The organism is Mesorhizobium sp. M0751 (assembly GCF_040320265.1).
GTDB lineage: Bacteria > Pseudomonadota > Alphaproteobacteria > Rhizobiales > Rhizobiaceae > Mesorhizobium.
Genome location: NZ_JAMYPH010000032.1, coordinates 33,530 through 45,006 on the forward strand (window position 1 = coordinate 33,530; position 11,477 = coordinate 45,006).

The following is an 11,477-nucleotide window of genomic DNA, read 5'->3' on the forward strand; positions in this document are numbered from 1 at the left end:
CTACCCTATAGAGCCGATTGTCGTCGTCTACCGGGACTACCGGTCCCGCCAGCGCTCCTGCAAATCCCTTGGACGAACCCGAGTAGACTGCCAATACTACCGATAGCAAACAGAGCACGAGCACGCCGAGAATGCTTAACCAATAGACTTCCATGTTGTCTCCGCTCCCTGGAATCGCAGTGAACCCGACGGTGCTTGCGAGTCATGCTCGCGAAGGCGGGGACGGTCAGGCCGCCGCACCAGGGAAAAGGTCCTGGAATCGCCGCAGGTACAGCGGCCAGCCTTGATCGCTATCAACCCCAACGCGCACGCCCTCCCAGCCTTCGCCATGGCGTTCGAGGTTCCGGTGCTCGATCTCAACCCGGGTTCTGTTCTCCGTCTCAGCCGTGAACCTGACTTCCCATTCGCTGGTCTTGTTCAGGTCGCTCTCAATCTGCCACCGAGGACTGATGTCCCAGCTCAGAACCAGCCGGCCGGGGGGATCGTAAGCCAACACACGAGCCCAGCGGCATTCGCTGCCGTCCACGCCGCGATCGTAAACGTGGCCCCCGACCCTGGGTTCGAAGATCGTCTCTGCGATCGGCACGGCAAGAAGATTGTGCTCGCGAGGTTTGAATCTCCCGAATTCCTCGGTGAAGACCTTGAAGGCACGCTCGATAGGTGCCTCGACAATGACGAAATGCCTTACGGGCGCGGTTGCAGGATACTTGCTCATGGCTGGTCCTTCTTTGGATGCTCGACTGCCAATTTGTAGCCTGCCAGGGTCTTGCTCCAGAACTGATCGATTTCCGCGCGCAGACTTGCCAGGCCGTTCGGATCGATACGGTATATTCGTTCCTTGCCAGAGCGCGTGTCGGCCACGAGCCCGGCATCCTTGAGTACTTTCAAGTGCTGAGAGACCGCCGGCCTGGTCACAGGCAGCACACGAGCAAGTCCGCTGACCGAACAAGGCTGCTCGACCAACAGTTCGAATATCGTGCGCCTCGTCGAGTCTCCGAGCGCTGTCCAATATTTCGCGTTAGTGGCCACTAACGCGAACTTAAATCGATGGGCCTGCTCTGTCAACCTGGAGGGGTCGACGGTGTGGAATCTCAGCCCCGGGTCGCTCAACCCGGTCAAGGGAAAAACTGTTGCTCGCGTTTTCGGGAATTGCTCACATGTCGGCCCCGAATTCCGGAACAAGGGTGCGATTTTGCCGTTGAGCCAGAAACTGGAAGCGACCCGCATGTCAGAATTGCCGAATGAAGAGATCGAAGGACGGCTGAACGCCCAGCGCGAGACTTTGGCGCTGGTCGTCGCGCTGCTTGCTAGCCTCGATACGGCACCCGAGCGAATATGGGCCGAACTGGAGGCCCGTTTTCAGTTTCAGAACAGTCAGGAGGACCGCGGTGTCCTGCCAAGCAGCGCATTCTCCATCGAGGCTGCGAAGATGCGGGAGTTCAAGCTGATCGCCGAAGAGGCGCGAGCGCGCAACGCGGAATGGAACGGCAGGGACAAGCCACAGGGCGCCGGCTGAAAACCTGGCGAATGGATGCAGGACCGGCTATTTTTGGCGAACAGGCGTCAGCTTTGCTCCAAAAATGCACGCGCCAACTCTTCCCATTCCTCGTCAAGCGTTGAGGTCGACGGCGCGGCGTTGCTGCGGCGATACCAATATTCCGCATTCGACTGGTCGCCTTCCTTGCGGTGGAGATAGGCATGCACGTGCATGCCCGCCGTATCGTCGCGCTGCTGCGCGCATTCGTGCGCCTTAGCCCAATCGCCCTTTGCATCCCACCACAGCGCCTGCAGGGCAGGGCTCAAGCCGGCTGGCGGCTGTGGTTTGGCGATCGAATCCCTGAAGGCTCGCAGATCCATTTTTCACCATAGCGACGGTACAGGGCGCCGATAATAACCGCGCCGGCAGCCGACCGCCAGCGTGCATCGGGCGGGATGACCGGAATGGGTGCCGGGAATGCTGAGCGCGGATGTTCGATTGCCGCGCGGACGCTTGATGCGATGACGTGCCTCCTATCGCTGCCGCGAGCCGCTCAGGATCACAGGCGAGGTCACGGAGTGGCAGGGCCACGCCCCCGAGCGGCTGAAGGAGATGAAGGACCATCTCGAACGGCTGAAGGCGCAAGGCATCGAGGCGATTAATTGATCGCGAAGTCCCGCGATTGCCAAGCTTGGCTCTGACCTACGGTCGGCGGCAGCCGCCGCAAAATACTGCTCCACGTCCGCAATGGGTCCGCGAGATGTCGTTGCTTGCAGGGGCTGGAGAGCGGAGCCTCCTTTCATCTCGTCGCGAACGTAATGATTTCGGGGCTCGAAGGGCCAAGCGGGCTGCCGTCAAAGCCGCCGAATTGCTGTTCGATCCGTAGCCCTGCGTTCCCCAGCAGGCTCGATAAGGCGTCCGTGTCGAGGAAGCGCAAGGTGCTGCGACTAACTTGCGGAAGGCTCGGATGCTTTCCGCCGAACCTGTGGGTGAACGTCACCGTCTGTCCATCGAACGGCATGATCACCTCTGTTGTGATCTGCACCAGAGACCCGTCAGGTAGCTCAACGACGACCGCATTTTCGGGTGTCCAGCGTTCCCACGCCCGCACCGAAGGGTTCCGCGTTTCGAACGCGAAGCGTCCGCCTGGCACAAGGGCGTGTCGCGCAGCCGCCATGAAATCCCCCAGGTCTTCGTCGCTGACAAGGGTCTGGAATGCGTGCCCCGTCATCACAATGAGATCAAACTCGGCTGTCCAGCCGGCCGATTGGAGATCGCCGAGGACCCATTCGATATCCGTGCGCGTTCGTGCGCGATCCAACACGCCGGGTGCTGGGTCGATGCCGCAGAGCCGCCCTGAATGTCCGGCCAGGCGTGCCTCGTGAAGGAGGGTGCCCGTTCCACATCCGACATCAAGCACCGCGTCTGCTGTTAGAATGCGGGGCAGGTAGAAATCATAGTCGTCGCGCGCAGATCTCGGGTGCCAGGCATCGTAGACGGCAGCGAGATATGCGTCGGCGAAAAGCTGGTCGACCATAGGCGGTATTCCCAATCAAGTTTGACTGTGCGAGCGGTGTCGCCGCGAGCATATAGCCATAAATCGCGCCGCTTCTTACCGCACGACCTCGCGGTGGCCGCCGGGCAGGCGGGTGGCGATGAGCTTGTCGATGCGGCGGCCGTCGAGATCGACGACCTCGAAGCGCCAGCCTTGCGCGTCGACACATTCGCCGGTCGCCGGCAGATGGTGCAAATGCGACAGCACATAGCCGGCGACGGTTTCGTAGTCGCGGTTCTCGGGCAGGTCGATGCCGAGGACCTCCGCCATCTCGTCGGCCTGCATGTAGCCGGCGAGCAGCCATGAGCCGTCCTCGCGCTTGACGGCGTTTTCCTCTTCGCCGGCGTCGAGATCGGAACGGAAGACGCCGGTGATCGCTTCCAGAATGTCGGCCGGGGTGACGATGCCTTCGAAATGGCCGTATTCGTCATGCACCAGCGCCATCGGCACGTCGGATTCCTTCAGCGTCGCAAGCACGTCCAGCGCATCGGCCTGGTCATGCACGATCGGGGCCGTGCGCACGTGCCGGCGCGGGTCGAGGGCGCGACCGCCCAGCATCGCGGCCAGCACGTCGCGGGTCTGGACGACGCCGATCATGGCGTCGACGCCGCCGTCGCCGGCCGGCAGGCGCGAATGCTGGGTGTCCATCAGCAGCTTCCTGATGGCCGCCTCGTCGGACTGCAGATTGATCCAGTCGACCTCGGTGCGCGGCGTCATCACCGCGCGCACGGCACGGTCGCCGAGCCGCATGACGCCGGCGATCATGCGCCGTTCGTCGGATTCGATGGTGCCGTGGTGCTCGGCTTCGGCGACCAGCATCTTGATCTCCTCGTCGGTGACCTTATCCTCGCTCTGACCGTGCTGGCCAAGCAGCCACAGCAGGGCGCGGCCGGAAAAATCGAGCAGGAAGACCAGCGGCGCCGAAACGCTGGCGAGGATGGTCATCGCCGGAGCGACCCTGACGGCGACCCGTTCGGGGTCGCGCAATGCGATCTGCTTGGGCACCAGTTCGCCGATGACCAGCGAGCCATAGGTGATGATGGCGACGACAATGCCGACACCGAGCGGGTCGGCAAGGCTTTCGCGGACGCCGGCCGACGCCAGGAAGGTGGCCAGCCGCTCGCCGAGCGTGGCGCCGGAAAAGGCGCCTGACAGGACGCCGACCAAGGTGATGCCGATCTGCACCGAGGACAGGAACTTTCCCGGATTGGCGCCGAGCGCCAGGGCCCGGCCGGCGCCCTTGACGTTGCGGTCGATCATCGCCTTGAGGCGCGCCGGCCGCGACGAGACGATGGCGAGCTCGGACATCGACAGAAGGCCGTTCACGCAGATGAGGACGACCACGATGGCAATTTCAGCATAAAGCATGCCGGTCCATAGCATTGCCGCGAGGTTTTCGAAAATAGGACGGTCGCGCTTTTTAAATTTAGCGAGCGGAGCAGTCAGGCGGCCCCCATGCCGCATCCCAGGGCGGCCCGGAAAAATGCTCGATCAGGGCGTCGACGACGACGCGCACCTTTGGCGCGAGATTGCGTGTTACCGGCCAGATGGCATGCACCACGGTGTTTTCGACAAGACAGTCGGACAGAACCATTTCGAGCTCGCCGCGCCTGATGCTGTCGGCCGTCAGCCATGTCGGCAGATAGACGATGCCGCAGCCGGCCAGTACCGCATCGAGCATCGGTTCGCCGTGGCCGAGCACCAGCCGCGCCTTGGGCGCGAACTTTTCGAGGCGGCCGTCGGCATGCCTGATGGTCCAGGGATGGACCGTGCCGTCGCGGCCGTAGCCGATGAGACTGTGCCTGGCCAGGTCTTCGATCGAGTGCGGCCTGCCATGGGCGTCGAGATAGGCGGGGGCGGCGACGATGGCCGAACGTTGGGCATAGATGCGGCGCGCGGCGATCGACAAGCTGTCGTCGAGGTCGCCCATGCGGACCGCCAGGTCGATGCCTTCCTCGATCAGGTCGACGCGCCGGTCGTTGAGCGAGATTTCCATCGTCAGGTCCGGGAATTTTTTGGAAATGTCGAACAGCAGCGGGGCGACGCACAGCCGGCCGAAGGCCAAAGGCAGATCGACGCGCAGCCGCCCGGAAGGCACCTGCTTGCGCGATGCCAACAGCGACTGGGCGGCTTCGATCTCGGCCAGTGCCCTGACGCAGGCTTCGTAATAGCTCAGGCCCTCACTGGTCGGGCTGAGGCTGCGGGTGGTGCGGTTGAGCAGGCGGACGCCCAATCGCTGTTCCAGCTGTGCGATCGACTTGCCGACCGCCGATTTCGTGACATGCAGCCGTGCGCCGGCGCCGGTGAAGCTGCCGGCCTCCACCGCGTGAACGAATGCGACGATGCCTTGCAAATTGGCCGATTCCAATGAAGCGCTCCTATTGTAGAATTTTGCTCCTTAATCTGTTGCGGAACATGCCACATGGAAGCACTTTTCTCCATAGTGAAACGGCGTAAATGTCTCGCGCAACCATCAACCACGGAGCGCGAACCAAATGAGCACCGAAAACAGATCCTGGCAGATGACCGGTTTCGGCCTGTCCAGTTTGAAGCCGGCTGAGGGAAAGCTGCCCCAACCCGGGCCGCATGATCTTCTGGTACGCGTCACAGCGGTATCGCTGAATTACAAGGACAGGATGATCGTCGATGGCGTGCTGATACCGGACCTCAGCTTTCCGTTCGTGCCGACATCGGACGCGGTAGGCGAAGTGGTCGCCACCGGCAGCGAAGTCAGCCGCTTCGGCATCGGGCAGCGCGTGCTCGGCCAGGTGATCGCCGACTGGCCGGACGGCGACGCCCCGCCGGTGCTGCACAAGCATACGTTGGGTTCGTCACTGCCCGGGACGCTGTCCGAGCATGTGCTTTTTCACGAGGATGCCGCCGTGGCGGCGCCGCCGTCGCTCAGCGACGTCGAGGCATCGACGCTGCCGATCGCGGCGCTGACGGCGTGGTTCGCGCTGGTCGAGGCGGCCAAGCCGATCCCGGACGAAACCGTTCTCATCCAGGGCACCGGCGGCGTGTCGCTGTTTGCGCTGCAGTTTGCCGCCGCCTTCGGCCTGCGCGCCATCGTCACCTCGAGCAGCGACGAGAAGCTCGATCGGGCGAAGGCGCTCGGCGCCTGGAAGGGGATCAACTATCGCAGCCAGCCGGCATGGGACGAGGCGGCGCGCGAACTGACAAACGGGGCCGGCGTCAGCCATGTGCTGGAAATGGTCGGCGGCGACAATGCGCGGCGCTCGCTCAATGCGCTGGGCGCCGACGGCAGGCTGTCGCTCATCGGCCTTCTCGGCAGCATGGAGCTCAGTTTCCCGATCATTCCGTTCCTGCGCAACCGGATCGTCGTACAAGGCATATCGATCGGCCACCGCCGTGCTTTCGAGCGGATGAACCAGGCGATCGAGACGCTCGCGATCAAGCCGGTGATCGACAAGGTGTTTGGCTTCGACGAGGTGCCGCAGGCATTTGAGCGTCTGGAGACGGGACCGTTTGGCAAGATCGTGATCACCGTGCCCTGACCTCGTCGGGACGAAAATGGCTGTCAGACGGGAAGGCCGATTGCGCGCCTACGGCAGTTGCAGCAGGACGCCGATGATGGCCTTGCCGTCGGTGAAATAGGCATCGCCTTCGCCGTTGCGCCCGGTCTTTGTGGCGCCGACGCCTGGTATCTCGCTGGTCGAGATCAGCATGCCGGCGGCGGAGAGATCGCGCATCAGCGCATCGCGCTCGGCGTCGATGTCGGGGCCGATGTGATGGGTGATCGCGCCGGTGTCATGGCTGAGGCCGACGCCGCGGTCAAAGCTTGCCGAGCCAAGCCAAAGCGGGCGGCCGTCGTCGCCGGTTGAATCGGTCTGCCAGAAGCGGACGTGGTGGCGCCGGTCGGCGCTGTCGCCGACCGGTTTTTCGAAGGCTAGGTCCTGGGCGCGTCCTTCGAACAAAAGCCGGCTGACCGGCGCATCGGGATAGGGGCGGTTAAACAGCACGCTTTCGCCGATCTCGATCGCGGTCTTCAGCGTGACCGCGTCTGCCGTATCCCAGCCGGCGACGGCAAAGGCATGGACAAGCTCCTTCTTGGTGCCGACCAGGCCGACATTGATCGGATCGCCCGGAATGCCTTGCGGCGTGTGCGTCACCATCTCGAATTGCTGATTGCGAAAATTGCGGTCCCGCAACGTCCAGAACTCAGGCGCGGCGAAATAGGCGAGCGAAAGATAAGCGGCACAGCATGCCACCAGCCAGGTCGTTGCACGTCGTCGAAGGCTTCGTTGGCTCAAGAGGCACCACCCAAGCGTCTGCGCACCATCTTAATCGGCGCAGCAGGTCTTGGGCAGGGGCCGCAATCAGCGGCAGGCGCGGTAGCCGTTCTTGCGGTTCTTGATGTCGAAATGGAAATGGTTGCGGTGGTCGTAATTGTAGCCGGGGCCGAGCACGGTGGTGAAATACTGGCAGCCGTCGGCGCGCACATTGTTGAGGAAGCCGCGTGTGCGGAAGGCGAACAGGCCGGGCTTGCGGACGTCGATGTCGTCGCCATTGTTAAGCTCAATGCTCATCACGTCGAGCGCATTGCCCTTGCCGTGTTCCGACAAGACACCTTCGCCGGCAATCCTGCGGCAGGAATAGCTCGAGCCCTGGTGGATGGTCTTGACGCCTGAAAAATAGCGCCAGCGGGCCGACGGGACGAGTTCGTTCCTTGTCCAGCCGGCAAAGGTGGCGGCCATGTCGCAGGTCAGCGTCGCCGCCGGCTTCATCTCGACGCTGCCGATGGCCGAGACCTTGACCGGATAGTCGATGCCGCACTGGCCTTCATGGATTGGCGCAACGTCGGTGTAGACGACGCCGAGGCGCTTCAGTTCCTTGCGGCAATCGATCTCTGCGGCCGGCATCTGTTCGGCCGGCGACATCGGGTTATCCATGCGCGGATAGGCGGCCGTCATATAGGGGTTGGACGGGACGAGGCGCTGCATACCCGAATATTGCGGCCCGGAATCTTGCATGCCAGAATCTTGCGGGCCGGAATATTGTGGGTCGGAATTGGGCGGGACGGCAGCCGTCTGGCTGCCGACGTCGACGGCCGGCTGCAGCGACAGCACGCTGCCGGTGTTGCAGGCCGAGACCGCCGCAATGGCAAGCAGGGCGGCAAGCCTGCCGGCCATGCGCGCGCGTCCTGTGTGCCGCGCAGCGGCAAACGCAGCGCGAAATAGCCCGGCCATCGGAAGGGTTTCCTGTCCCAGATGGCACAGACTCTAAACCTGAAGAGTAAAGGAAAAATCAGCGGCGCCGTTCACGTCTGCGGCCAAATTGCGGCGCCCTCCATCGGCACCCGACATCATTTGCAAAACGTGCCGCCATTGCGGCGCGGTTCGAGGTCGAAGTGGAGATGCAGCGAATGATCGGCATCGCTGCCGGGGCCAAGCACGGTCTTGAACGGCCCGCAGGCCGCCTTGCGCACTGTATCCAGGAATTTCGCGTCCTTCTGTGGCGGCGCTGGACCGACATCGATCTCTTTGCCGTCGGAGAGCGTGAAGCTGGCGATGTCGAGCGCGTTGCCGAAGGCGTGCTCCGACAGTTTGCCGCCGGCGTGGCGCGGCCGGCAGACGAATGCGGAGGCCTGGCCGATCGATTTGATATCCGTGCCGAACTCGGCCTTTGCGGCAGGCTGGATGACGGACGCAGCAAAGCGGGCGGCCGCTTCCGCCATTTGGCAGTTGAGCTCGGGGTCCGGGCCGATGGCGATGGATTTGCCGAGCGTCTTCAGCACGATCGGGTAGGGGATCGAGCAACCGACCGCCGTATCATGCTCGGGCTTGCGCTCCTCGAAATCGACGCCCATCGACTTCAGCCGCCTGCGGCAGGCCAATTCCTCGGCCGGCATTTCTTTTCCGGCAATGGCGGCCGATCGAGGATCTGGAAGGATTTTTTGCTCCGCCCTTTTGTCTGCCTCGGACGGGTTTGGTGGCGCGCCCGGTGGGCTTGCCGGCGGCTCAGCCCGCGCCGGCTTTTCGGGCGGCTGCGGTGCAATCGCCGGCGGCTCCGGCTGCTCGGTCTTTGGTTGGCCATTTTGGGGCTGGCCGTTCTGAGATTGACCGCTTTGCGGCTGAGTGGCCTGGGGCGGCTCAGCCGCCGGGGCATCCGCCGGGCGCGGTTCGGGGACCGGGATCTCGGTTGGTGGCGGGGGAGTGACTTGCTGGTTGAGCTGCGGAACCGGTGCAGTTTGCGGCAGCTCGGGCGTCTTGGCTAAAACGGGTCCCGTCAGCGGCGTAGCCGCAACGGCCAGCAGCAATCTGCCCAATCTGAAAAAGCCAAACGCCGCCATTACGTCGCAACGGCCAGAATGCAGGGAAGTTGCCTTGGGCGAGGAGGGCGACCGATCACAATCGGTAACCGCGTCGTCACGCGCCGATCGCTTCCAGGCCTTCCTCGAGCCAGTCCGCCAGCAGCGGCATGCCGAGTAGATATTTTGCCGTGCGCTTGTTGGCGCGCTCGCGGGCGGCGGTCAGCGCGTCCATCCATTCCGTTGCGTCATAGTCGCCGCGGCCGACCCAGGCCAACGCAATCAGTTCGGCCGCTTCGTCGACATTGAGATCGTCGATCAGCTCGCGCAGTTCTTCTTCGGTGAGATCTTCGGAGCTTTCCTCGGCAAGACCGTCATGATGGTGGTTGTCGTGCGCGTTGCCGTCGAGCTCTACCTCGTGCTCGGCGCCGTCGGCATAGTCTTCGTTGACGGCTGCGCTGAGCGCCTTCGCCTTCAGGATGAACAGGCGCACGGTGTCGGGACCGATCGAAAGCTCCCAGTCTCGTTCAACGCGTTGCTGCACCGGCCGTCTCCCTGCTTCGTGCTCGGTCGGCCCGATGATAGCGGATTTGCAGCGCTCGTCACGTTCTCTTGCGCGGCGGCGTTAATCGTGAAGCATGATTTCCGATGCCCTCCGTTCCCGGGATAAGATGGCCTTCCTGGGAGAGATCGCGGTTTTGAGATAGGATGGCATTTTCCGGGGACGAAACGGCTTCGGCCCGGCGTTAGTGTTGCATTGTCAGGTTCAAAGGAGAGTTCGATGCGCAGACGATTGCTGATTTACGCGATGGCCATCGCCGCCCTGCCGCTGATTGCGGCTCCGGCGTTTTCGGCTGGTGAAGGCGGGGGAGGTGGCGGTGGCGGCGGCGGCAATGGCGGCGGCGGCGGCCAGAGCCAGTGCAAGAAGGGGCAGGCCTGGGACAAGAAGCAGAAGAAATGTGTCTCGCCAAAGCAAGGCATGCTGGATGACGACAGCATCTATGATGCCGGTCGCGCGCTGGCGATGGATGGACGCTACGACGAGGCGATCGCCGTGCTCAGCCTCGCCGCCAACAAGCAGGACCCGCGCATCCTCAACTATCTCGGCTATTCGCACCGCCATTCCGGCCGCGTCACCGTCGGCCTCGGCTACTATGAGGAAGCTCTGCGCATCGACCCGAATTACACGCTGGTACGCGAATATCTCGGCGAGGCGCACCTGCAGATCGGCGATCTTGCCGGCGCCCAGGAACAGCTCCGCGAAATCGAGAAGCGCACGGGCAAGGGATCTCGCGAATACGGCATGCTGTCGGAGCAGATCGATCATTTCATGAGGAGCTGATCCGACCTCCGGAACGCTGCTCATAACCGGCTGCGAGCGATCGCAGCCGGTTTTTTGCTGGGCTGGATGCTGCCCCGAACCCGGAATTTGGCATCACGGCACACGTGATGCGCCCCTTGACGTGAGGTCAGCCGCGCAATCGGTGGACGATTTTTCAAAATCCGACTTTTTGGACGTGAAAAACCCGCGAAGATTGCTATATCTTGCAGGATTGTGGTGAGACGGTTCCGTTAGCGAGGCTGCCGGACCGTTTTCTTTTTGTACCATCGACAAGGTCGCTCCCGATTGCGGGGGCGGCGGCAGGAAAGGTCAGGCATTATGAACAAGGTCCCGATGACAGGCGAGGGGTTCGCGTCATTGAAGGAAGAACTGCGCTGGCGCCAGCAACAGGAGCGGCCGCGTATCATCGAGGCGATTTCCGAAGCGCGCTCGCATGGCGACCTCTCCGAAAATGCCGAATATCACGCGGCAAAAGAGGCACAGAGCCTCAATGAGGGCCGGGTCAACGAACTCGAGGACCTGATCGCGCGGGCCGAGGTGATCGACGTCACCAAGCTCAGCGGCGACAAGGTCAAGTTCGGCGCCACCGTGGTGCTGGTCGACGAGGATACCGAGGAGAAAAAGACCTACCAGATCGTCGGCGACCAGGAAGCGGACGTGAAGTCCGGCCGCATCTCGATTTCCTCGCCGATCGCGCGCGCGCTGATCGGCAAGGAAGTCGGCGACGCCATCGAGGTCAACGCACCGGGCGGCGCCAGGGGTTATGAGATCGTCCAGGTGCAGTTCATCTAGGACCTTTTGATAATTCTACTCTGGCGGCCGACTAGCGCGGTTT

14 protein-coding genes are annotated in these 11,477 nt (G+C 63.0%); 4 read left to right on the forward strand and 10 right to left on the reverse strand.

What is annotated here, in order from left to right; translation table 11 throughout:
• Positions 1-226: 226 nt before the first annotated feature.
• Together NKI19_RS30285 and NKI19_RS30290 are read right to left on the reverse strand one after the other, a co-directional pair.
• Positions 227-715, reverse strand: a complete 489-nt coding sequence (locus NKI19_RS30285) for an SRPBCC family protein (RefSeq protein WP_352489062.1) — start codon at positions 713-715, stop codon at positions 227-229.
• Positions 712-1,029: an ArsR/SmtB family transcription factor gene (locus tag NKI19_RS30290; RefSeq protein WP_352489144.1), complete on the reverse strand. Its 318-nt coding sequence runs from the start codon at positions 1,027-1,029 to the stop codon at positions 712-714. The genes NKI19_RS30285 and NKI19_RS30290 overlap by 4 nt, the downstream gene beginning before the upstream one ends.
• Between NKI19_RS30290 and NKI19_RS30295 the strand changes: the two genes are divergently transcribed.
• A complete protein-coding gene (locus NKI19_RS30295) occupies positions 977-1,516 on the forward strand; it encodes a hypothetical protein (protein WP_352489147.1) in 540 nt (179 codons plus the stop codon). The two genes, NKI19_RS30290 and NKI19_RS30295, sit on opposite strands and share 53 nt — an antisense overlap.
• 47 nt (positions 1,517-1,563) lie before the next feature.
• Here the strand turns inward: NKI19_RS30295 and NKI19_RS30300 are convergent, their stop codons facing one another.
• The 4 genes from NKI19_RS30300 to NKI19_RS30315 form a co-directional block, all read right to left on the reverse strand.
• Positions 1,564-1,857: a hypothetical protein gene (locus tag NKI19_RS30300; RefSeq protein WP_352489063.1), complete on the reverse strand. Its 294-nt coding sequence runs from the start codon at positions 1,855-1,857 to the stop codon at positions 1,564-1,566.
• Positions 1,858-2,276: 419 nt separating this feature from the next.
• The gene (locus tag NKI19_RS30305; RefSeq protein WP_352489065.1) at positions 2,277-3,014 is read right to left on the reverse strand and encodes a class I SAM-dependent DNA methyltransferase; all 738 of its coding nucleotides are present in this window, start codon (positions 3,012-3,014) and stop codon (positions 2,277-2,279) included.
• A 75-nt stretch (positions 3,015-3,089) separates the two neighbouring features.
• Positions 3,090-4,400, reverse strand: coding sequence for a hemolysin family protein (locus NKI19_RS30310; RefSeq protein ID WP_352489066.1), 1,311 nt, complete (start codon positions 4,398-4,400; stop codon positions 3,090-3,092).
• Between the two features lie 58 nt (positions 4,401-4,458).
• Positions 4,459-5,400, reverse strand: a complete 942-nt coding sequence (locus tag NKI19_RS30315) for a LysR family transcriptional regulator (protein ID WP_352489067.1) — start codon at positions 5,398-5,400, stop codon at positions 4,459-4,461.
• A 127-nt stretch (positions 5,401-5,527) separates the two neighbouring features.
• On the opposite strand from NKI19_RS30315, the gene NKI19_RS30320 reads away from it, so the two are divergent.
• Positions 5,528-6,547 (forward strand): zinc-dependent alcohol dehydrogenase family protein, encoded by a 1,020-nt coding sequence (locus NKI19_RS30320; RefSeq protein ID WP_352489068.1) that lies wholly within the window; start codon positions 5,528-5,530, stop codon positions 6,545-6,547.
• A gap of 48 nt (positions 6,548-6,595) precedes the next feature.
• Here the strand turns inward: NKI19_RS30320 and NKI19_RS30325 are convergent, their stop codons facing one another.
• From NKI19_RS30325 to NKI19_RS30340, 4 genes are all read right to left on the reverse strand, one after another.
• Complete coding sequence (locus tag NKI19_RS30325; RefSeq protein WP_352489069.1) at positions 6,596-7,303, reverse strand: LssY C-terminal domain-containing protein; 708 nt, start codon at positions 7,301-7,303, stop codon at positions 6,596-6,598.
• A gap of 66 nt (positions 7,304-7,369) precedes the next feature.
• Positions 7,370-8,239 (reverse strand): extensin-like domain-containing protein, encoded by an 870-nt coding sequence (locus NKI19_RS30330; protein ID WP_352489070.1) that lies wholly within the window; start codon positions 8,237-8,239, stop codon positions 7,370-7,372.
• Between the two features lie 116 nt (positions 8,240-8,355).
• On the reverse strand, positions 8,356-9,342 hold the full coding sequence (locus NKI19_RS30335) for an extensin-like domain-containing protein (protein ID WP_352489071.1): 987 nt from the start codon (positions 9,340-9,342) through the stop codon (positions 8,356-8,358).
• Positions 9,343-9,418: 76 nt separating this feature from the next.
• A complete protein-coding gene (locus NKI19_RS30340; RefSeq protein WP_352489072.1) occupies positions 9,419-9,844 on the reverse strand; it encodes a DUF3775 domain-containing protein in 426 nt (141 codons plus the stop codon).
• Between the two features lie 237 nt (positions 9,845-10,081).
• On the opposite strand from NKI19_RS30340, the gene NKI19_RS30345 reads away from it, so the two are divergent.
• The gene (locus tag NKI19_RS30345; protein ID WP_352489073.1) at positions 10,082-10,642 is read left to right on the forward strand and encodes a tetratricopeptide repeat protein; all 561 of its coding nucleotides are present in this window, start codon (positions 10,082-10,084) and stop codon (positions 10,640-10,642) included.
• Positions 10,643-10,960: 318 nt separating this feature from the next.
• On the forward strand, positions 10,961-11,434 hold the full coding sequence (gene greA / locus NKI19_RS30350; protein ID WP_023719113.1) for a transcription elongation factor GreA: 474 nt from the start codon (positions 10,961-10,963) through the stop codon (positions 11,432-11,434).
• Positions 11,435-11,477 lie beyond the last annotated feature (43 nt).

What these genes read in the sequence shown, in the direction of transcription:
- NKI19_RS30285 (WP_352489062.1), bottom strand. Translation starts at nt 715, where the DNA reads ATGAGCAAGTATCCTGCAACCGCGCCCGTAAGGCATTTCGTCATTGTC.
- NKI19_RS30300 (WP_352489063.1), bottom strand. Translation starts at nt 1,857, where the DNA reads ATGGATCTGCGAGCCTTCAGGGATTCGATCGCCAAACCACAGCCGCCA.
- NKI19_RS30305 (WP_352489065.1), bottom strand. Translation starts at nt 3,014, where the DNA reads ATGGTCGACCAGCTTTTCGCCGACGCATATCTCGCTGCCGTCTACGAT.
- NKI19_RS30310 (WP_352489066.1), bottom strand. Translation starts at nt 4,400, where the DNA reads ATGCTTTATGCTGAAATTGCCATCGTGGTCGTCCTCATCTGCGTGAAC.
- NKI19_RS30320 (WP_352489068.1), top strand. Translation starts at nt 5,528, where the DNA reads ATGAGCACCGAAAACAGATCCTGGCAGATGACCGGTTTCGGCCTGTCC.
- NKI19_RS30330 (WP_352489070.1), bottom strand. Translation starts at nt 8,239, where the DNA reads ATGGCCGGGCTATTTCGCGCTGCGTTTGCCGCTGCGCGGCACACAGGA.
- NKI19_RS30335 (WP_352489071.1), bottom strand. Translation starts at nt 9,342, where the DNA reads ATGGCGGCGTTTGGCTTTTTCAGATTGGGCAGATTGCTGCTGGCCGTT.
- NKI19_RS30345 (WP_352489073.1), top strand. Translation starts at nt 10,082, where the DNA reads ATGCGCAGACGATTGCTGATTTACGCGATGGCCATCGCCGCCCTGCCG.
- greA (WP_023719113.1), top strand. Translation starts at nt 10,961, where the DNA reads ATGAACAAGGTCCCGATGACAGGCGAGGGGTTCGCGTCATTGAAGGAA.